This is a genomic window from Prevotella intermedia ATCC 25611 = DSM 20706, assembly GCF_001953955.1.
GTDB classification, from domain to species: Bacteria; Bacteroidota; Bacteroidia; order Bacteroidales; family Bacteroidaceae; genus Prevotella; species Prevotella intermedia.
Genome location: NZ_CP019301.1, coordinates 346344 through 365849 on the forward strand (window position 1 = coordinate 346344; position 19506 = coordinate 365849).

18 protein-coding genes and 1 tRNA gene are annotated in these 19506 nt (G+C 46.4%); 13 read left to right on the plus strand and 6 right to left on the minus strand.

The window, feature by feature from the left end; genetic code table 11:
- Positions 1–26: 26 nt before the first annotated feature.
- Entirely contained in the window at positions 27–536 is a 510-nt protein-coding gene (locus BWX39_RS10115) for a gamma carbonic anhydrase family protein (protein WP_014708543.1), read from the plus strand.
- 399 nt (positions 537–935) lie between these two features.
- Here the strand turns inward: BWX39_RS10115 and pheS are convergent, their stop codons facing one another.
- A complete protein-coding gene (pheS, locus tag BWX39_RS10120) occupies positions 936–1976 on the minus strand; it encodes a phenylalanine--tRNA ligase subunit alpha (RefSeq protein WP_028905238.1) in 1041 nt (346 codons plus the stop codon).
- 163 nt (positions 1977–2139) lie between these two features.
- On the opposite strand from pheS, the gene BWX39_RS10125 reads away from it, so the two are divergent.
- From BWX39_RS10125 to BWX39_RS10155, 7 genes are all read left to right on the plus strand, one after another.
- Positions 2140–2994 carry a DUF4348 domain-containing protein gene (locus tag BWX39_RS10125; protein ID WP_076123416.1) on the plus strand — a complete coding sequence of 285 codons (855 nt, stop codon included), beginning with the start codon at positions 2140–2142 and terminating at the stop codon, positions 2992–2994.
- 52 nt (positions 2995–3046) lie between these two features.
- A complete protein-coding gene (murB, locus tag BWX39_RS10130) occupies positions 3047–4051 on the plus strand; it encodes a UDP-N-acetylmuramate dehydrogenase (RefSeq protein ID WP_028905237.1) in 1005 nt (334 codons plus the stop codon).
- 9 nt (positions 4052–4060) lie between these two features.
- Entirely contained in the window at positions 4061–4822 is a 762-nt protein-coding gene (locus tag BWX39_RS10135; RefSeq protein ID WP_028905236.1) for an MBL fold metallo-hydrolase, read from the plus strand.
- Positions 4823–5112: 290 nt separating this feature from the next.
- A complete protein-coding gene (locus BWX39_RS10140) occupies positions 5113–5733 on the plus strand; it encodes a TetR/AcrR family transcriptional regulator (RefSeq protein WP_028905235.1) in 621 nt (206 codons plus the stop codon).
- A 76-nt stretch (positions 5734–5809) separates the two neighbouring features.
- Positions 5810–6556 (plus strand): 3-oxoacyl-[acyl-carrier-protein] reductase, encoded by a 747-nt coding sequence (gene fabG, locus BWX39_RS10145; RefSeq protein WP_014708549.1) that lies wholly within the window; start codon positions 5810–5812, stop codon positions 6554–6556.
- Positions 6557–6621: 65 nt separating this feature from the next.
- Positions 6622–7290: an RluA family pseudouridine synthase gene (locus BWX39_RS10150; protein ID WP_028905234.1), complete on the plus strand. Its 669-nt coding sequence runs from the start codon at positions 6622–6624 to the stop codon at positions 7288–7290.
- Between the two features lie 7 nt (positions 7291–7297).
- The gene (locus tag BWX39_RS10155) at positions 7298–7564 is read left to right on the plus strand and encodes a hypothetical protein (protein ID WP_028905233.1); all 267 of its coding nucleotides are present in this window, start codon (positions 7298–7300) and stop codon (positions 7562–7564) included.
- Positions 7565–7680: 116 nt separating this feature from the next.
- Here BWX39_RS10155 and BWX39_RS10160 read toward each other — a convergent pair whose 3' ends face one another.
- Positions 7681–8439: an SDR family NAD(P)-dependent oxidoreductase gene (locus BWX39_RS10160; RefSeq protein ID WP_028905232.1), complete on the minus strand. Its 759-nt coding sequence runs from the start codon at positions 8437–8439 to the stop codon at positions 7681–7683.
- A 322-nt stretch (positions 8440–8761) separates the two neighbouring features.
- On the opposite strand from BWX39_RS10160, the gene BWX39_RS10165 reads away from it, so the two are divergent.
- Positions 8762–8834 (plus strand) — tRNA-Met (locus BWX39_RS10165).
- A 358-nt stretch (positions 8835–9192) separates the two neighbouring features.
- On the opposite strand, the gene BWX39_RS10170 is transcribed toward BWX39_RS10165, so the two are convergent.
- The 4 genes from BWX39_RS10170 to BWX39_RS10185 form a co-directional block, all read right to left on the minus strand.
- On the minus strand, positions 9193–10494 hold the full coding sequence (locus BWX39_RS10170) for an ABC transporter permease (protein WP_028905231.1): 1302 nt from the start codon (positions 10492–10494) through the stop codon (positions 9193–9195).
- A 120-nt stretch (positions 10495–10614) separates the two neighbouring features.
- Positions 10615–11778 carry an ABC transporter permease gene (locus tag BWX39_RS10175; RefSeq protein WP_028905230.1) on the minus strand — a complete coding sequence of 388 codons (1164 nt, stop codon included), beginning with the start codon at positions 11776–11778 and terminating at the stop codon, positions 10615–10617.
- Between the two features lie 43 nt (positions 11779–11821).
- On the minus strand, positions 11822–12808 hold the full coding sequence (locus tag BWX39_RS10180) for an HlyD family secretion protein (RefSeq protein WP_028905229.1): 987 nt from the start codon (positions 12806–12808) through the stop codon (positions 11822–11824).
- A 112-nt stretch (positions 12809–12920) separates the two neighbouring features.
- Positions 12921–14405, minus strand: a complete 1485-nt coding sequence (locus BWX39_RS10185) for a TolC family protein (RefSeq protein ID WP_370446771.1) — start codon at positions 14403–14405, stop codon at positions 12921–12923.
- 192 nt (positions 14406–14597) lie between these two features.
- Here BWX39_RS10185 and BWX39_RS10190 point away from each other — a divergent pair, with 192 nt between their 5' ends.
- The 4 genes from BWX39_RS10190 (at position 14598) to BWX39_RS10205 (ending at position 19491) form a co-directional block, all read left to right on the plus strand.
- Positions 14598–14816: a DUF4492 domain-containing protein gene (locus tag BWX39_RS10190; protein WP_014708557.1), complete on the plus strand. Its 219-nt coding sequence runs from the start codon at positions 14598–14600 to the stop codon at positions 14814–14816.
- 183 nt (positions 14817–14999) lie between these two features.
- Positions 15000–16535 (plus strand): cytochrome ubiquinol oxidase subunit I, encoded by a 1536-nt coding sequence (locus BWX39_RS10195; RefSeq protein WP_028905227.1) that lies wholly within the window; start codon positions 15000–15002, stop codon positions 16533–16535.
- Positions 16532–17674 carry a cytochrome d ubiquinol oxidase subunit II gene (locus tag BWX39_RS10200; RefSeq protein ID WP_028905226.1) on the plus strand — a complete coding sequence of 381 codons (1143 nt, stop codon included), beginning with the start codon at positions 16532–16534 and terminating at the stop codon, positions 17672–17674. The genes BWX39_RS10195 and BWX39_RS10200 overlap by 4 nt, the downstream gene beginning before the upstream one ends.
- A gap of 590 nt (positions 17675–18264) precedes the next feature.
- On the plus strand, positions 18265–19491 hold the full coding sequence (locus BWX39_RS10205; RefSeq protein ID WP_028905225.1) for a CobW family GTP-binding protein: 1227 nt from the start codon (positions 18265–18267) through the stop codon (positions 19489–19491).
- The last annotated feature ends 15 nt before the right edge of the window (positions 19492–19506 follow it).

Genomic DNA, 19506 nt, shown 5'->3' on the forward strand with positions numbered 1-19506 from the left:
AAAACAATAATTTTAAAATAAGAAAAATGGCTCTGATAAAATCAGCAAGAGGAAAAAGTCCACAGTGGGGAGAGCGTTGTTACTTCGCCGAAAATGCCACTTTGGCAGGTAATATAACGATGGGCAACGACTGTTCGGTATGGTTCGGTGCGGTGATACGTGCCGACGTAGACGCCATTGTGATGGGCAACGAGGTGAACGTGCAGGATTTGGCGTGTATTCACCAGACGGAAGGAAAGCCTGTGGTGATAGAAGACGGTGCAAGCATTGGGCATGCAGCCGTGGTTCATGGTGCAACCATTCGCAAAAATGCCCTCATTGGCATGAATGCCACGGTGCTCGACAATGCCGAAGTGGGCGAAAACTCGGTGATAGCAGCAGGCGCAGTGGTGCTTCAAGGTACGATTATTCCGCCTAACGAGGTATGGGGCGGCGTTCCTGCCAAGCGCATAAAAGCTGCCGTGGCAGGGCAATCGCGTTTGTTTGCCGACCATTATCTGTACATTAAGAAGTGGTACGAGGAAGAAGAAAAATAGGAACAAAAGAGCAGTATAGACGTATTTCACAAACCGTATCACCGCTCTTTCTTCATACTTTCGAGGCAGGAAGGCTGCAATAGAGTTGTAAATATTTTTCAGAAGGGTATCTATTGTGTAACTATCTTATTATCAAGGCATTGCAAAACCTATTGTTTTGCGTTCCAAAAGCGTAGGTTTTACACGGTAAAAGCGGCTGTTTTGCATTGCAAAAGAGCCGCTTTCGCAATGCCAAAGCGCAGTTATCAATTTTTAAGAGAATTATTTTTACAAAAGCAAGGTGTTTTTATAGATTTACAATAGAATTTCTAGGAATTCTAGAAAAGATAGAAACAATAATGTAGGGGGCAAGTTCTTGGAACTTGCCCCCTACATTATTATATAATATGTGTAATGCGCTTACTGTGCGCTTTCAAATTCTTTCAAGAAGCGAACATCGTTTTCTGAGAACAGACGGAGGTCGCTGACACGATATTTAAGGTTGGTAATGCGCTCCACACCCATACCGAAAGCGTAGCCAGTGTAAACCGATGAGTCGATGCCGCAGGCTTCAAGGTCGTGTGGGTCTACCATTCCGCAACCCAAAATCTCTACCCAGCCCGTGTGCTTGCAGAAGCTGCAACCTTCGCCACCGCAGATGTTACAGCTTATATCCATCTCGGCACTTGGCTCGGTGAAGGGGAAATAGCTTGGACGCAAACGGATTTTGGTGTCTGCACCAAACATTTCGCGGGCGAAAGTAAGCAGCACTTGCTTCAGGTCGGTGAAGCTGACGTTCTTGTCTACATACAGTCCTTCCACCTGATGGAAGAAGCAGTGGGCACGTGCGCTGATGGCTTCGTTGCGGTAAACGCGTCCAGGACAGAGCACACGGATAGGTGGCTCGTGGGTAGACATATAGTGTGCCTCGTCGTTAGAAGTGTGGCTGCGCAGCAGAACGTTCTTCGTAACGTCCATTGTGCTTGAGCGTTCAATGAAGAAAGTGTCTTGCATATCGCGTGCAGGGTGGTCGGCGGCGAAGTTCAGCATCGTAAACACGTGCTGGTCGTCGTCGATTTCTGGTCCCTGATACAAGGTAAAGCCCATTCGTGCAAAAATGTCGATGATTTCTTTCTTCACCAATGTCAGCGGGTGGCGTGTACCAAGCTCGATAGGATAAGCTGTTCGGGTAAGGTCAATATCGCCGCTTTGCGCTTCGCTTGTTTCCAACTGTTCGCGCAAATCGTTAATCTTGCCTTGTGCAAGCTGCTTCAGCTCGTTTATTTTCATACCCACCACTTTCTTCTGGTCGGCGGCTACGTTGCGGAACTCGCTCATCAAGGCGTTTATTTCGCCCTTTTTACTGAGATATTTCAATCGAAGCTGCTCAACCTCTTCGGCGTTTTTAGCCGATACGGCACTCACTTCCTTTAAAAGTTCTTCTATCTTTTCGAGAATCATAATTCCTAATTTTAGTGCAAAGGTACAATATATAATTTGAACAGGGAAGTACAGACAAAGAAAATTATTGCGTTTACAACATTATTATAAAATAAAATTTGTGTTATTATAAAATAAAAGTAGTACTTTTGCATCAAAATTTGAGAACTATATTTATTAGAATATGAGAAAAGCAATCTTATTCGTTGTAGTGGTGTGTGCCGCAATGGTATGCTTCACAACAAGCTGTAACAACAAGAAAGTAGAGCCAGCTGATTCTACCAAAACCGACTCGACAACCGTTGCGGATACAACCGAAGCGGAGGATTCGGCAACAGAAATCATTGCAGAAACGCCGATGCCAAAGGATGCCGACCAACTTTTCGACGATTTCTTCTTCAACTTCATTGCCAACAAGAAGCTGCAACGCAATCGCATTAAGTTCCCATTGCCAGTGGAAACCAACGGAGAAGTTACGAAACAGATAGCCCACGACCAGTGGAAAATGGAGCGTTTCTTCCGTCCGCAAGGATATTACACGCTGATTTTCGACAATGAAAAGCAAGCCGATTTAGCCAAATCGACCAAGCTCGACACGGTGATAGTGGAAAAAATCAACTTGAAACAGGGTCTTGTTGAGCAATATTGCTTCGACCATCAGGACGGTCGCTGGGAGATGAACAAGATTAAGAACATCGGTTTTTCGCAAAACCACAATGCTTCTTTCTTGAAATTCCTGCAGAAATTCCTCGCTAACGACGGCCGCGGAAGCATAAAAGAACCACTGTCTTACTACGGTCCAGACCCTAATGGTGAAGAAACGAGCAAGGTGAACACCACTATTCCTGCATCGGAATGGAGCACATTCCTTCCAGAAGTGCCTGGAAATATTATCTACAACATTCTTTACGGACAGAAATACGATAAGAGCAAGAAGAAGATTCTTGTATTCCGAGGACTCTCTAACGGTGTTGAAACCCAACTTGAGTTCAGACAAAGGGGCAACGATTGGCGTTTAGAGAGAGTTGTAGCCTACTAAGCAAGGGTGTAACTTTGCAGTAAAAGGAAGAATGAAGCACGAGGGAAAGAGAATGACAGACGAGAAAGACTACAGCCTGCTTAGGCACAACACGTTCGGAATTGATGCGAAATGCAAGCGATTCATAGAATATAATACGGTGGAAGAGGCGCAACAGGTGGCACAGATGCTTACCGAATCCGACCGTCCGCTGCTTATTCTCGGTGGAGGCAGCAACCTATTGCTGACTGCCGACTACGACGGAACGGTGTTGCATTCGGGCATTCGCTTTCTCGAACAAATCGACGAATGCCACGTTCGCTGTGGCTCGGGCTACGTTTGGGACGATGTGGTGGCTTATTGCGTAGCAAACGGACTGTACGGAGCCGAGAACTTGTCGATTATACCGGGCGAAGTGGGTGCCAGTGCTGTGCAAAATATTGGTGCTTACGGCGTGGAAGTAAAAGATTTGATAGTGTCTGTGGAGGCTGTAGAGTTAGAAACAGGGCGCATACGCCACTTCACGAACGACGAATGTGAATATAGCTACCGCCAAAGCAAGTTCAAGCACGCATGGCGCGACCGCTTTCTCATCACCGCCGTTACCTATAAATTGTCTACTACCTATGCGCCCAAGTTGGACTACGGCAACATTCGTGCTGCCTTGGCTGCAAAAGCAATCGACTTTCCCACGGCAACGGAACTCCGAGAAGTTATTACCGAAATACGAAATGCGAAGTTACCCGACCCAAAAGTATTAGGCAATGCAGGCAGTTTCTTTATGAATCCAGTGGTTCCGACGCAGAAATACAACGAATTGGCACAGCAATACGAAGGTATGCCCCACTATACCATCGACAGCGAGCACGAGAAAATACCTGCAGGTTGGCTGATTGAGCAATGCGGTTGGAAAGGAAAAGCAATGGGCAGAGCTGCCGTACACGACAAGCAAGCATTGGTATTGGTGAATCGTGGCGGCGCAACAGGCAGCGAGGTGGTGCGCCTTTGCGAAACCATTCAGCACGACGTGATGCAGAAGTTCGGCATCGAAATCAACCCAGAAGTGAACATACGCTAAACAGAAACGATGAAACTACGTTTTTTAGGCACAGGAACTTCCAACGGAGTACCCGTCATTGGTTGCAGCTGCAAGGTGTGTAAAAGCAGCAATACAAAAGACAAACGACTGCGCACATCGGCTTTACTCGAAACCGAAACTACACGCATACTCATCGACTGCGGTCCCGACTTCCGCCAACAGATGCTTCCCCTACCCTATAAAAAGATTGACGGCATCTTGGCAACGCATATCCACTACGACCATGTAGGCGGACTCGACGACTTGCGACCCTTCAGTTGGCTTGCCGACATAGACATTTTTGCCAACGAGGACACCTGCGAAGGACTGCGCCACAACTTTCCTTACTGTTTCAAAGAGCAACTCTACCCTGGCGTACCCAAGCTAAATCTGCACGCAATCGCCCCTCACAAGGCATTTCCGATAGGCGATTGCACTGTTGTACCCATCGAAGTGATGCACGGAAACCTGCCTATCTTGGGCTATCGCATAGGAAACTTCGCCTACATCACCGATATGAAGACCATCAACGCTGCCGAACTGCCTTATCTCGAAGGTGTTGAAACCCTCGTCGTGAATGCCTTACGCTGGCAGCGCGAGCACCATTCGCATCAGCTTATTGCCGATGCTATCGCCTTCAGCCGTACCATCAACGCCAAACGTACCTATCTAACCCACCTCACACACGAAATAGGACTGCACGAAGTAGCGCAGCAAAACCTTCCCCACAATGTATTCTTTGCCTACGACGGTTTGGAAATAGAAGTGTAAGAAAGCATAAATAAAAGTATTGGAAAGGATAGGTTGCGTGGAAGCAGGGCTTGCGGTGCGCCTTATTTTCCATAGTTTCTAGTTTTTCTAGAGTTCCTAGAAACCCTAGAGCCCCTAGCAATTCTAGAATATTTATAAACTATCAGAATCCTAAAAAGTAAGTATTTTTGTTGAATTACTTGTGAGATTAGTTTTTTTTCTCTACATTTGCACATAATAATAACATTGTGCAATAGCAGAAAGCGTGAGTCTTTTATCACACTAAAAAGAAAATTAGGAGGGAAGAAAAAATGTCTATTTCCAAGACAAGACAGATGTTCGTAGACGTGGCAAGGCAGATTTTTGCCAAGAAAGGCATTGCCAACACAACAATGAACGATATTGCGGAAGCCTCAGGGAAGGGGCGCCGCACGCTATACACCTACTTTAAAAGCAAGGACGACGTTTATTACGCTGTTATAGAAGCCGAGTTGGAACGCTTGTCGGACAAGTTGGACGAGGTGGCATCGAAGCGAATACCGCCCCACGACAAGATTATCGAACTCATCTACACCCACCTGAGTATGATAAAAGAAACCGTAATGAGAAACGGAAACCTCAGAGCTGAGTTCTTCCGCAATATCTGGATGGTGGAGCGTGTACGCAAAAACTTTGATGAAGACGAAATAGAACTCTTTAGAAAGGTATATACAGAGGCGAAAACCGATGGCGATTTTGACATCGACAACGTAGATTTGGTTGCCGACATCACCCACTATTGTATCAAAGGACTCGAAGTTCCCTTTATCTATGGTCGCCTTGGACACGGTCTGACCGAAGAAAGCAGCCGCCCACTCGTTGCAAAAGTGGTGTACGGAGCGTTGGGCAACAAGATAGGAAAGGGCAAAACCGACGACAATAATTATAAATAAGGTGTACGTATCTTATCAGGAACGAGCTATAAACATATCAAGAAATAGATATTAACAACATAAACACAAACAGAAAATGGGATTATTAACAGGTAAGACAGCCCTCATCACAGGTGCTGCACGTGGAATAGGTAAGGCAATCGCCATTAAGTTCGCAAGCGAAGGTGCAAACATCGCATTCACCGACCTCGTTATCGACGAGAACGGAAAGGCTACCGAAGCTGAAATTTCAGCACTCGGCGTAAAGTGTAAAGGCTATGCAAGCAACGCAGCCGACTTTGCTCAGTCTGAAGAAGTGGTGAAGCAAGTGAAGGAAGAGTTCGGCAGTATCGACGTACTTGTAAACAACGCAGGTATCACAAAGGACGGTTTGATGCTCCGTATGACCGAAGCACAGTGGGACGCAGTTATCGCTGTGAACCTAAAGAGTGCGTTCAACTTCATTCACGCTTGTATTCCAGTTATGTTGCGCCAACGTGGAGGCAGCATTATCAACATGGCAAGCGTGGTAGGTGTGCACGGCAATGCTGGTCAAGCTAACTATGCAGCATCTAAGGCGGGTATGATTGCCCTTGCAAAGAGTGTTGCACAGGAAATGGGACCAAAGGGTTTGCGTGCCAACGCTATTGCTCCGGGCTTCATTGAAACCGCTATGACACAGCAACTCTCTGACGACATTCGAAAAGAATGGGCTTCTAAGATTCCATTGCGCCGTGGTGGAACTACCGAAGACGTTGCAAACACAGCCCTCTACCTTGCTTCTGACCTTTCAAGCTACGTGTCTGGACAGGTCATTCAGGTTGATGGCGGTATGAATATGTAAAACTCCTTTCGACTCTTCTATCCCCCTTGCCTTCATCGGTGAGGGGTGATAGACTTTTAAAAACTATGCAAGTTCTCTACGAAGACAACCATATTATCGTCGTTTACAAGGAAAGCGGCGAGATAGTACAAGGCGATAAAACAGGCGACAAACCGCTTTCGGAAACCATCAAAGCGTGGATAAAGGAGAAATATGCCAAGCCAGGCAATGTGTTTCTTGGTGTGGTGCATCGTTTAGACCGCCCCGTATCGGGATTGGTAGTCTTCGCAAAGACTTCGAAAGCACTCTCCCGCCTGAACGATATGTTCCGTAAAGGCGAGGTGAAGAAGACCTATTGGGCAATGGTACAGACACCACCAGCAGAGCCCGAAGGCACGCTGACAAACTGGTTGGTGCGCAACGAAAAGCAAAACAAGAGCTACGCATACGACCACGAAGTACCCAATGCAAAGAAAGCAATACTGAAATACAAGACCGTTGGGCAGACCGAGCACTACACACTGCTCGAAGTGAACCTGCTCACAGGTCGCCACCACCAAATACGCTGTCAGCTTTCAGCCATCGGCTGCCCCATTAAAGGCGACTTGAAATACGGCGCACGCCGCTCCAACCCCGATGGCAGCATATCGTTGCTGAGCCGTACGGTAGAATTTATACACCCCGTAAGCAAGGAAAACATCTCCGTAGTTTCGCCCTTGCCTGCTGAAAAGGTGTGGGATAACTTCCGAAAATAACCATTAAATGACAAAACCTATTGCATTGAAACGCATCATAGCGTGGCTTAAACGCCTCTCGTTTCGCACAGGCGTAACGGTTTTGGCTATGTGCATTCCGTTCTACATCATCTCGTTTGCGCAATTTGCCCTCCCCCTTTCTGCCGCTACGAAAGGCATATTGTGGGCTGTTTTCTTCGGATTGGCAAAGGCTTTCCAATACAGCGGACTCACTATCTTGGGCGTAGAAGGCTACAAACGGCTGAAAGCAAAGCTAAAACAATCACGTACTTAAATACGAAAAAACGAAGTATCGAACCGTCGCAACCACGACTATCCAATACTTCGCCTTTCTATTTTCTTCTTTTCTGTCTTACAATATCCTTGTTTTTCCTCTCTTGATACTCGTATTTACTTTCTCACAATAACCGAGCCGTTAGCCTGATGAGTAGCCAAAACAAGCACTTCGGCTATCTGAACGTGGGCTGGCGCACTCGCTGCATAGAAAGCAACGTCGGCAATATCGTCGCCTGTCAGTGGCTTCACACCCTTGTAAACATTATCGGCACGAGCATCGTCGCCGTGGAAACGAACATTCGAGAAGTTGGTTTGCACCAGTCCTGGCTTCAGATTCGTAACACGCACATTGCTCTCTGCCACGTCAATGCGCAAGCCGTCGGTAATGGTTTTCACCGCTGCCTTCGTGGCACAATACACATTTCCGTTCGCATAGGCAGCATCGCCAGCCACTGAACCTATATTAATAATGTGTCCTTCGTTGCGCTCCACCATAGCAGGCACTACAAAACGAGTCATATTCAGCAGTCCCTTGATGTTGGTGTCTATCATCGTGTCCCAATCGTCGAAGTCGCCTTCATACTCTTTGTCCAAGCCCAATGCAAGTCCTGCATTGTTTATCAGCACATCAATTTTTGCCCACTTGTCCTTTAAAAACTCCACTGCCTTCTTGGCAGCTTCGCGTTCGCGCACGTCGAACTGCATTGCCAGCACCTCGGCACCCATACCTTCGAGTTCCTTTTTCAGTGCATCGAGCTTTTCTTTCCGACGCCCCGTGATGATGACGTTATATCCACCTTGTGCAAACTTCTTAGCGCAAGCCTCGCCAATGCCGCTCGTTGCGCCCGTAACCATTACAATTTTCTTTTCCATGTATTATCTTGTCTAAGTTGAGGTGTCGTTCTTACATTACACCTTATATTAATTGTTTGTTCTTCATCTGCCGTTTCTGCCCTATCGACAGTAAACGAAACCACAGACAAAGGTAATGGAAATTATTTACTCTACAAAATTAAATGCCACCACTTATCAACTTTTTTATTGCTGAAAATGTTTACGAATGTTAAAATAAACCCTATTTTCATCATTCTTTCCCTAAAGTTTTGCACGTTTAAAAAGAAATGTGTACCTTTGCACTCGCAATTCAGGAACAAGTCAATTATAACTTATTTAATAAATTGCAACTGGTTAATATCGCGGGTTGGAGCAGTTGGTAGCTCGCCAGGCTCATAACCTGGAGGTCGCATGTTCGAGTCCTGCACCCGCAACTAAATGAAAGAAAGTCGCCCAATACGAGCGACTTTCTTTCGTTTTATATCCCCTACTCTTTTCTTTCCCACCCACCAAGAAATCGCCAGCATTATGCAGAAACGAGACAATAGAGGTGTAAATATTTTTCACAAGCATATCTATCGTGTAATCATCTAATTATCAACGTATTGCAAAACCTGTTGTTTTGCGTTCCAAAAGCGTAGGTTTTGCACGGTAAAAGCGGCTGTTTTGCGATGCAAAACAGCCGCTTTCGCAATGTCAAAACGCAGTTATCACTTTTTAACGGAATAATCTTGACAAAGTAAGGGTGAGTTTTGGGTTCTTGCACCGAATTGCAAGAAGAAAATAATCGGATTAATTTTGTGTTGTCTTATCCTCAGAAATCTGTGATTTCTTTGCTGCCCGTGCCTGCTCAATTTTATCTTTTATGCTCTTTATATGTGCAATAGCGTGCTTGCGGGCACTGATAATTTGATAGCGATAAACAAGGCAGGTAATGGAAAAATATATGGCGGTTTGCACCCAAAGGGCAAACACTTCAGTGCGTATGTCGGCAAAGGTGCCCCCCATAGACGACAGACGGAGGAATCCACGCACGCCGAAGGTAGACGGAATGAGCCACGACAGCCCCTCCCAAGCACCTGGAATGTTGCTCTGCGGCCAACTTACTCCCGTCAGGAAAAGGAAGGGAATGGAGGTGAACACGACAAGCAACATTACGTTTTCGCGATAACGGACGACACACGAAATCGTCATACCGAAGAAAATAACCGATAAAAGATAAGGCACAAGCAGGCGGATAAGGTCTATGGGGTGCGCCAGCATTGTGAAGTTGAAGAAGCGTGGCACTGCCAAAGTAATGTAAGCCGTTACCACACAGTATATCATGAAGTAGCAAAGCGATTTGCCTAACACTATTTTCAGTATGCCGTTATGGTGCTTGCTGATGGGTACAAGGTCTTGATAGCGGTTGTTTTCGCGTGCCGTACCTGCCGAAAGACCAATTCCGAGCAGCAGTGTTTGTTGCAGGATAAGTATCAGCACACCTGGCAGAATGGCGTTTCCGTATCCTCCCGTAACGTTGAAGATGGGTTCTTCGGCTATTTCCATAGGCTGCGTTCTCAACTCTTCGTCGCGCACGGTAACCGTTCCTATTCCCTCTTTCTGCCGTTCCTTGCCCATATCGAGCGAAACATGGATTGCCGTTAGATAAATGGCTTTGTAGGCAAGCATAATACTCATATCACAATAAATGCTGACGTGGGCTTGCTCGCCACGGTTCAGCGTGCGCTCAAAGTCTTCTGGGAAGAGCATAATGCCGTTGGCTTCTTGTTGGGCTACAAGGGCTTGCGCCTCTGAAAGACTGTTGCAATAGTAGGCAGCCTTTACGTCGGGCGAGGCATCGAACATACGAATGAACTGCCGTGAGGTAGCCGTGTGCGACTGGTCTACTATCACGACGGGCACATCGCGCACCACCTCGTTGTTGTAAATCCACGAGTAGAGAAGCGGATAGAGCAACGGCACAAGAATGAAGAAGATAAGCACACCTTCGTCCTTGATGGTATTCTTCATCTCTATCCACCAAATGTAGCAGATAGAAACTATCAAATTGTTGCCTATGTCTGTACGACGGCCGTCTGTTTTCTTACCCATAAATCACTCTCGAATCTTCTTTCTTGTGGAAGGAAATGAACTCAGCGCAGAGCTTTATAATGTCTTATTCTATTCTTATTTTGTATGAGAAACGTAGCGAACCACGCCCCAACAGTTGCTTTAAGGTATATACACATACTCCAGCATAGCACGGCGAATGTTGCGCACCGTAAGCAATGGAAGGGCTGCAAATGCCACGAGTGCCACCACGTGCGGCCACGCATTTATGAGCGGATAGCCGTTGAAGATGCTCATTTGGTACACCATATAATAATGTCGGAGCGGTACGAGCTGTGCCATTGCCACGATGGGCGAATCCATTGCAAACAGCGGATAGGTTGCACCGCAAGCTGAAAAGCCCACCACAGCCCATAACGAACAAATACTCATCGACATACGGAGCGACGGCATTAGTCCGAAAACGAACACGCCGAAGCCTTGCGATGATGCCACGGTGAGCAGCGCAAGCAGCATCATCTTGGCGATTCCACCGGGGTGTGGGAAACCTAAGTAGCCGTAAACGTACCATTCGTAGCCCAAAAATATGGTGAAGAACACAAGGAACTGCGGCAACAACTTGCCAGAAATGGCGATGAAGATATTCTTTCCTGCCATTTGCAGCCACTCTCTCGAGCGTCCGAACTTCAGTTCCGTGCCTATCGAGTATGCCGTAATGAGCAACATAAACAGCATCAGCACACCCGGCACCATAATTGTAGACAGGTAAATGTTGTAGCTCAGCCACGGATTGCCTATCGTATGCACATCAAGAACAATGGGTTGGAGCTTTGCTTTTATTTCGCGTTCGGTCTTTCCGAACATCTCAAGCTTAGCCGAACCTACGGCTGCAGAGCCAAGTGTGGTGATGATTTTCAGGTCTTTGAAGAGCAAGGAGCCTGCTACGAGCGTTACATTACTGTAATAGAACGACACTTTGGGCTGTCTTCCGCTGATGAGTTTTGCCGTTGTTCCTTCGGGAATGTACAGAAACGCATAGATTTTTCCTTGCTGAATGGCGCGCCGTGCTTCGTTCACATTCGTGTAATGTGCCACCACCTTTGTGTTCTGAAAGGCATCTAAACGGCGCACAAGCGTGCGGGTAACGGTAGAATTGTCGTTGTCCACCACTCCACAAGGCATATCTTCGGGCTGTCCGGTGTTCATAAGCGACGTGAAGAAGAGCAGTATGATAATCGGAAAGACTATCATACAAAACAAGTAGATAGGCGTATGTATCATCTGTCCTACCTCTCGTGCAGCTATTCTTATGATGCGTCGGAACACGGTTGGGGTCGTTTTGGGTTTACTTTTTCTATTCTTCTTGGCTTTATTTCTTCAGTATCACCGACATACCGGGGCGCAATCCATCAAACTTGCCAATGGGTTTTGCCTTTACTTGGAAGGTCTTCAGGTCGTACTGACCGTTGGCTTTAGTGGCTTTCCATACGGCATACGTGCCTTGGTCTTTGATAGATGTTACTTGCAAGTCGATGTCTTTGTTGAACGCAGGCAAGAAACCTTTCAGCTTTGTACCCACTTTCATACCGTTCAGCTGGTCTTCACGAATATTGAAAGTGGTCCAAACGTCGTTCACCATTGATATGCTCATAATGGGACTGCCCAATCCTACAAGTTCGCCCACCTTCGGATAGATAGTAGAAACCTCGCCGTCGGCAGTTGCCCGCTGCACCGTTTCCTTCAAAATAGACTTCACCACGTCTACTGCAGAGCGTGCCGCCTGTGCTTGTTTCTTCGCTGCTCGCTTCGTTTCTTCGCGCTTTCCGCTCGTCGCAAGTTCGTATTGGGCACGTGCAACATCTACCGCCGACTTCGTAGTTTGAAATGCAGCTTCGGCTTCGTCCCGCTTTTGTGCAGAAATAACGCCCTCGTTGTATAGTCGGAGCAGGCGTCCGTAGGTCTTTTCGGCTATGTCGTTGGCTGTAATGGCTTGTTGATAAACCTTGTAAGTTGCCGTTATAATTTCCTGTCGGTTAGGTGCTTCGGATAAATCGCTTAATGCTTCGGTTGCACCTGCTGCTGCGGCGGCAACCTTTTCTTGTGCGCTGACCTCTGGAATTTCGAGTACTGCCAGCACGTCGCCCTTATGAACGAAGTCGCCTTCCTTTACTCTGATTTCGCTGACACGCCCTGGCAGCTTGCAAGCCACACGGTATTCGCTGACTTCCACTTCTCCTTGTATAATCTCTTCTTCTTTTCCTAATGTGAAATAGCCTATTACTGCCACCGATACAACTACGGTAGCAAAGCCGAGAATGGCTAAAAGAATATTGTTATGTTGCGATTTTGCTGACATAATGAAAGCCTTTTATATTGTTTGTTTTGTTTCAATTGTGATTTTATTTCGATACTTTGAAGTGCACGAAGCGAAGTTTGGCTGCTGCATTTTATGCTGTCTTCAGTCGTTTTTACAGTTCACCGAGTGCCTTTTTAAGTCCTACCTGTGCGGTGCGTACGGCTATTTCGGCATCTATAATGGCTGTTTTTGCCGACAGCCAAGCTGTTTGTGCCTGCATGACATCGGTAACAGTCATTACTCCTTCGGTAAATCCAAGGTTGGCTACACGCAGGTTTTCTTCTGCCGATGCCATATTCTTGTTTGCCGTAGCAAGGCGCGAGTTCGCATTCTTCAAGCGGAAGCGGTTCTGTTCTACCTCCAAACGTATCTTGTGGCGCACATCGCTCAGTTCCATTTGTGCCATTTGGGTAACCGAACGAGCCGCCCGCACCTTGTATTTGCCTTCTCCCCAGTTCCAAATAGGTACGTGCAAAACGAGTCCAATGCTCCAAACGTCTTTGAATTTCTGCTCGAAACCATTGAAGGAATTGGGGTTTGTAATCGTGTAACCTGCTGTCAGGGCAAGATGCGGACGATAGAACGACTGAATGAGCTTTGTGTTCTGCTTGGTTATATCGACCGTATTCTGCAGTATTCTCACTTCGGGGCGAGCGTTGAAAGCCGTATCTGCATCGTTATAATTGGTGGGCGTGAAGGCTGAAAGTTCATCGGTATTCTCGTCTTCGAGCTTCAATTCACCGTCAAGAGGCAATCCGCAGAGTTGGCAGAGTGCCATTTTTGCAAGCGAAATACCGTTTTCTATTTCCGTAATGGTAAGGTTTGCCGTGTTCACAGCTACCGAAACCTTTAGTCCGTCTGCCTTTGTCGCTACGCCAGCATCGTACATTTTGTTCACGTTATCGTGCAGTTTGCTTATCAAATTGCGATATTGCGTGGCAAGTTGTTCCTTCTTTCGGAGCGAAACAATGAGCCAATAGGCGTTGTCTACTGCGAAAAGAACCGTCTGTCGTTTCAGTTCAATGTCGTTTTGGGCAAACTCTTCGCCAATGGCAGCTATGTCGTTCATAGCTTTTATGCCACCTCCCATATATATAGGTTGCGTAACCATAATGCCTGCAGCGTACATATTCTTTGTATTTGTGCGCAATCCCTGACGTATAGTCTCGCCAATGTTGTTGCCTGCCTGCGACAATGGAGCGGTTATGTTGCCCAAGACATCGCCCAAACGTTGTGCTGCTTCGGCTGAAATAATGCCCTGCTGCACCAACTGACTGATGCTTTGACCTATCTGTCCGTTTAGTTTATCCACTGTAGCCAACCCCAACGACGATAAAGTTTTTTTCTGTTTATCGTTCAGCAAGGACACTTCGCGCGACAGATGTTCGTATCCTGCCATACCTGTAACGCGCGGCAGATATTTGGTCTTGGCTGCTTTGTGTGTGTTTTCAGCTATATCGGCTGTAACACGCGATATTGCAAGCTGTTTGTTGTTCGCCAAAGCCATTTCGCGGCAGCGTTGCAGCGATAGCGTTTCTTGCGAAAAAGCCGATGGAACAGCTGTAAATAATATACTGAAAAGCAACGTTAGTCTCATCATATAAACTTTGTTATAAACAGAATACAAAAGTAAAGTATTTTAAATGTAAATCAAAGAAAATTGTTCTATATTTTCTTTATTTTCGTTAAAGGGCAGAATTTTAGAGAAAAAAGGAACAAGTTTTAATTTTTTTTCTTACTTTTGCATACGCAATTGTACTTAATACAAAACTTAGAACAATTTCATTAAATGAACAAGAAGGGCTTTTTATATAAGGTGTTCGACCTTTATTATGATGGTTTCAGGAGCATGACGCTGGGCAAGACACTGTGGTTAGTGATTTTGGTCAAGCTCTTTATTATGTTTTTTATTCTTAAATTGTTCTTTTTTCCTAACTTCATAAAGGAGAATGCGAAGAAGGGAAACGAAGCCAAATTCGTAGAAACGGAAATGCTGAAACGGAATTAATCCCGTTATTGTGGGACTTACAAAGTCTTTTGACGGCGAAAATCTGCAAGCTACCAATAGTTTACAAAACATTACTGACGGTAAAAAGCTGCGAACAACGAGTAGTTTACGAAACACTCTGACAGCAAAAAGCCGTGAATAAAAAGCGAACAAAATAAATTCTAACAGTTATATTATTCAACAATGGGAAATCTATTATTAACCATCGACCCAGATGTAGTGAACTGGTCGCGTGCCCAGTTTGCGCTTACAGCCATTTATCACTGGCTGTTCGTGCCACTCACGCTTGGCTTGGCACTCATTATGGCAATTATGGAGACGTACTATTATCGTACGGGAGAAGAGTTTTGGAAAAAGACAGCCCAATTCTGGCAGCGTCTTTTCGGTATTAATTTTGCGATGGGTGTTGCCACTGGCATCATCTTGGAGTTCGAATTCGGAACCAACTGGAGCAACTACTCTTGGTTCGTGGGCGACATTTTCGGTGCGCCACTTGCCATTGAGGGTATGTTGGCTTTCTTTATGGAGTCTACTTTCGTAGCGGTTATGTTCTTCGGTTGGAAGAAAGTATCGCGCGGATTCCACCTTGCGTCTACTTGGCTCACTGGTATTGGTGCCACAATATCAGCTTGGTGGATTCTCGTTGCCAATGCGTGGATGCAGAATCCTGTCGGTTGCGAGTTCAATCCCGACACGATGCGCAACGAAATGACATCGTTCTGGGAAGTGGCTTTAAGCCCAATGGCAGTGAACAAGTTTACCCACACCATTACTTCGGCTTGGGTTTTGGGTGCTGCTTTCTGCGTTGGCGTCAGCTGTTGGTACTTGCTGAAGAAGCGTCATGTAGAGTTTGCACGCAAGAGCTTGAAGATTGGTGCAACCGTAGGTCTTGTTTCATCGTTGCTTACAGCGATGGTTGGCGACGAATCAGCCTATCTTGTAGCAAAGCATCAGCCTATGAAGCTGGCAGCCATGGAGGCTTTGTACGAAGGAGGTAAGGGCGAGGCACTCACAGCAGTAGCCCTTGTAAATCCGTTCTCGCAGCCCGACTACATGAACGAAACCGAACCACCAATGAAGATAGCTGTGCCTAACGTGCTTTCGTTCCTTGCCACACGCGATTTCAACGGTTATGTGCCGGGTATACGCAACATTATAAACGGCTATACAAAGAACGACGGCACTGTTGAACCATCGCTCAAAGAGAAGATGGCACGCGGCAAGCAAGCCATTGCAGCCCTCAAGGACTATCGCAGCGGACAGAAAACGGAAGCCAATATAAAGACTTTGAAGGACAATATGAAGTACTTCGGCTATGGCTACATTAAGAATGCCGACGAAACCGTGCCTCCTATCGGCATCAACTTCTGGGCATTCCGCATAATGGTGGGCTTGGGTTCACTGTTCATTCTTGTATTTGCCATTATCCTGTTTGTGGTTTATCGCAAGGACATTACACGTCCTCGCCTCTTGCAATTGGTAGGTGTTGCCCTCATTCCGTTGGCTTACATTGCGAGCGAATGTGGCTGGTTGGTAGCCGAATTCGGCCGTCAGCCTTGGACAATTCAGGATATGTTGCCAACATGGGCAGCGGTGAGCGACCTCAACAGTGGAAGCGTAGCTCTTACGTTCTTCCTCTTCCTGTTCCTCTTCACTGCTATGTTGTTGGTAGAAATTAGCATTATGTGTAAACAAATAAAGAAAGGACCAGAACTATGACATACGATTTTTTGCAACACTACTGGTGGTTTCTCATTGCACTTTTAGGCGCGTTGCTCGTCTTCCTAATGTTTGTGCAGGGTGCCAACTCTATGATATTCCAGTTGGGTAAGACCGATGTAGAACGCCGTATGGTGGTAAACTCTACGGGTCGCAAGTGGGAATTTACCTTCACCACGCTCGTTACGTTCGGCGGTGCATTCTTCGCATCGTTCCCACTCTTTTACAGCACCAGCTTCGGCTCGGCTTATTGGGTGTGGGTCATCATTCTTTTCTCGTTTATCATTCAGGCTGTAAGCTATGAATTTCAGAACAAGGCAGGCAATCTACTCGGCGTAAAAACCTTCCAGACCTGTTTGATTATCAATGGTATTATGGGGCCGTTGCTCCTTGGCGGTGCAGTGGCAACCTTCTTTACAGGCTCTAACTTCATTGTAGAAAAGGCGAATATCGTGAACGAAATGCAGCCTGTCATCTCGCATTGGGCGAATGCTTCTCGTGGTCTTGACGTGTTGCTGAACCCTTGGGTGGTTATTTTCGGTATTGCGGTTGTGTTCCTCGCTCGTGTGCTGGGCATACTCTACATTAATAATAATGTGTCTGACGATGCCATTCGCTCGCGCGTTCGCCCGCAATTGTTGGTGAACACGGCGTTGTTCCTCGTTTTCTTCCTCGCTTTCTTGGTGAAAACCCTCATCGGCGAAGGTTATGCAGTAAACGCCGAAGGCACCATCGTGATGGAACCAATGAAGTATCTGAACAATCTTCTCGATATGTGGTACTTGGCACTCGTTCTCTTGGCAGGTGTGCTGTTGGTGCTTTTCGGCATCGTTCGCACCCTTATGCAGAAGGATTACATCAAGGGCATTTGGCCAACAGGTATCGGCGTAGTGCTGGTTGTTATCGTGTTGTTCCTCATTGCAGGCTACAACAACACGGCATACTACCCTTCTACTGCCGACTTGCAAAGCTCTCTGACCATCAAGAACAGCTGTTCGAGCGAGTTTACCCTCACCGCAATGTTCTATGCAAGTCTGATTGCACCGTTCGTTCTCGCCTATATCTTCTATGCTTGGCGCAGTATCGACAGCAAGAAGATTGACCGTCAGGAAATAGAAGAAGACGACCACGCATATTAAAACTCTTTTTCATTTCATCGTTTTATCCTAAATAGCGATAAAACTATATCTTCCCACACGATGTACCACAATGTTGGTGCATCGTGTTTTTGTATATTCCTATAATCCGTAATGCAGGTTTGGGCGTGATTTATAACGCCCCTTACATTAAAGAAAAAGCGGTGTCATCTAAAAATTCTAGAAAAACCAGAATCTCTAGAAACCCTTATCGTAAAACAATAAAACAGCCCTAACTTTGTAAAGATAATTCGTAGGAAAAACGCTAATTTCGATTTGGCACTGCGAAAGCGGCTGTTTTGCCGTCCAAAAGAGCCGCTTTTACCGTGCAAAACCTACGCTTTTACATTGCAAAACAACAGGTTTCGCAATGCGTTGATAACAAGCAAGTTACACAAGAGCTACGCTTGCGAAAAATGTTTACACTATTCTTGCCAACTTTCCGCCCATAAAATAAGTTGCTTTCACAGAATTTCTACCGTTCCGCAAGCATATTTCATCGAAAAAAAATGGCTTGCAAAGCACGATTATGGCACAATTATTGTACCTTTGTCAATCGAAGACATCAATATAAATCATACATTATATAATATATGGATAAAAAGGAAACACCCGTCTTGCTGCTCACAGGATACCTCGGAAGCGGAAAGACAACACTCGTAAACAAAATTCTTAGCAACAATAAAGGTATAAAATTCGCTGTTATCGTAAACGATATTGGCGAGGTGAACATTGACGCCGACCTGATAGAAAAAGGCGGCGTGGTAGACCAACAGGACGATTCGTTGGTGGCATTGCAGAACGGTTGCATCTGCTGCACGTTGAAAATGGACTTGGTGCAGCAGCTTAGCGACATCGTGAAGATGCACCGCTTCGACTATATTGTGATAGAAGCCAGCGGCATCTGCGAGCCTGCCCCTATCGCACAAACCATCTGCGCCTATCCGCAAATCTATCCCGACCTTGCAAAAGACGGTCGTGCGGTGCTCGACAGCATTGTTACGGTGGTAGACGCACGCCGTATGTGCGACGAATTTTCGGCAGGAAACGACCTGATGAAGAAAGAATTGGACGAAGACGATATAGAAAACCTACTGATACAGCAAATAGAATTTTGCAGTTTCGTGCTGCTGAACAAGGCTGACGACGTATCGCCTGAAGAACTGCAGAAGGTGCGCCACATTGTTCGCGCGCTGCAACCGAAGGCGGAAATCATAGAATGCAACTACGGCGATGTGGATTTCGACCGCATTCTCGACACGAAGGACTTCGATTTCGATAAGGTTGCAACGTCTGCTTCGTGGATTGCTGCCATAGAAAACGAGGGCGACGACGAGCACCACGAACACGATGAACACCACCACGATGAGCATCACGGCGAGAAACACAGCCACCACCATCATCACCATCACCACCACGACCATCTTGAAAACGAAGAGCACGGCGAGGCATTGGAATACAACATCGACACGTTCGTGTACTATGCACGCCGCCCATTCGACCTGAACTTCTTCGACGACTTCGTTGCACGCAAGTGGCCGAAGAGCATTATCCGCTGCAAAGGGCTTTGCTACTTCGACAACGAGAAAGATGTTTGCTATGTTTTCGAACAGGCTGGCAAGCAGGTAACGCTGCGCAATGCAGGTCAGTGGTACGCCACTATGCCCGAATTTGAACTTCGTGAGTTCCTTGAGCGCAACCCACGCTTGAAGAAAGACTGGGAAGAACCTTACGGCGACCGTATGCAGAAGCTGGTGTTCATCGGTCAGAATATGGACAAAGCAGCCATTAAGGCAGAATTAGACAAATGTTTGAAATAAACCAATAAAGCAATT

Coding starts and splice junctions, on each gene's coding strand:
- BWX39_RS10170 (WP_028905231.1), bottom strand. CDS start 10,494: ATGGGTAAGAAAACAGACGGCCGTCGTACAGACATAGGCAACAATTTG.
- pheS (WP_028905238.1), bottom strand. CDS start 1,976: ATGATTCTCGAAAAGATAGAAGAACTTTTAAAGGAAGTGAGTGCCGTA.
- BWX39_RS10140 (WP_028905235.1), top strand. CDS start 5,113: ATGTCTATTTCCAAGACAAGACAGATGTTCGTAGACGTGGCAAGGCAG.
- BWX39_RS10160 (WP_028905232.1), bottom strand. CDS start 8,439: ATGGAAAAGAAAATTGTAATGGTTACGGGCGCAACGAGCGGCATTGGC.
- BWX39_RS10115 (WP_014708543.1), top strand. CDS start 27: ATGGCTCTGATAAAATCAGCAAGAGGAAAAAGTCCACAGTGGGGAGAG.
- BWX39_RS10125 (WP_076123416.1), top strand. CDS start 2,140: ATGAGAAAAGCAATCTTATTCGTTGTAGTGGTGTGTGCCGCAATGGTA.
- BWX39_RS10135 (WP_028905236.1), top strand. CDS start 4,061: ATGAAACTACGTTTTTTAGGCACAGGAACTTCCAACGGAGTACCCGTC.
- BWX39_RS10190 (WP_014708557.1), top strand. CDS start 14,598: ATGAACAAGAAGGGCTTTTTATATAAGGTGTTCGACCTTTATTATGAT.
- BWX39_RS10200 (WP_028905226.1), top strand. CDS start 16,532: ATGACATACGATTTTTTGCAACACTACTGGTGGTTTCTCATTGCACTT.
- BWX39_RS10150 (WP_028905234.1), top strand. CDS start 6,622: ATGCAAGTTCTCTACGAAGACAACCATATTATCGTCGTTTACAAGGAA.
- BWX39_RS10180 (WP_028905229.1), bottom strand. CDS start 12,808: ATGTCAGCAAAATCGCAACATAACAATATTCTTTTAGCCATTCTCGGC.
- BWX39_RS10195 (WP_028905227.1), top strand. CDS start 15,000: ATGGGAAATCTATTATTAACCATCGACCCAGATGTAGTGAACTGGTCG.
- fabG (WP_014708549.1), top strand. CDS start 5,810: ATGGGATTATTAACAGGTAAGACAGCCCTCATCACAGGTGCTGCACGT.
- BWX39_RS10185 (WP_370446771.1), bottom strand. CDS start 14,405: ATGAGACTAACGTTGCTTTTCAGTATATTATTTACAGCTGTTCCATCG.
- murB (WP_028905237.1), top strand. CDS start 3,047: ATGACAGACGAGAAAGACTACAGCCTGCTTAGGCACAACACGTTCGGA.
- BWX39_RS10205 (WP_028905225.1), top strand. CDS start 18,265: ATGGATAAAAAGGAAACACCCGTCTTGCTGCTCACAGGATACCTCGGA.
- BWX39_RS10155 (WP_028905233.1), top strand. CDS start 7,298: ATGACAAAACCTATTGCATTGAAACGCATCATAGCGTGGCTTAAACGC.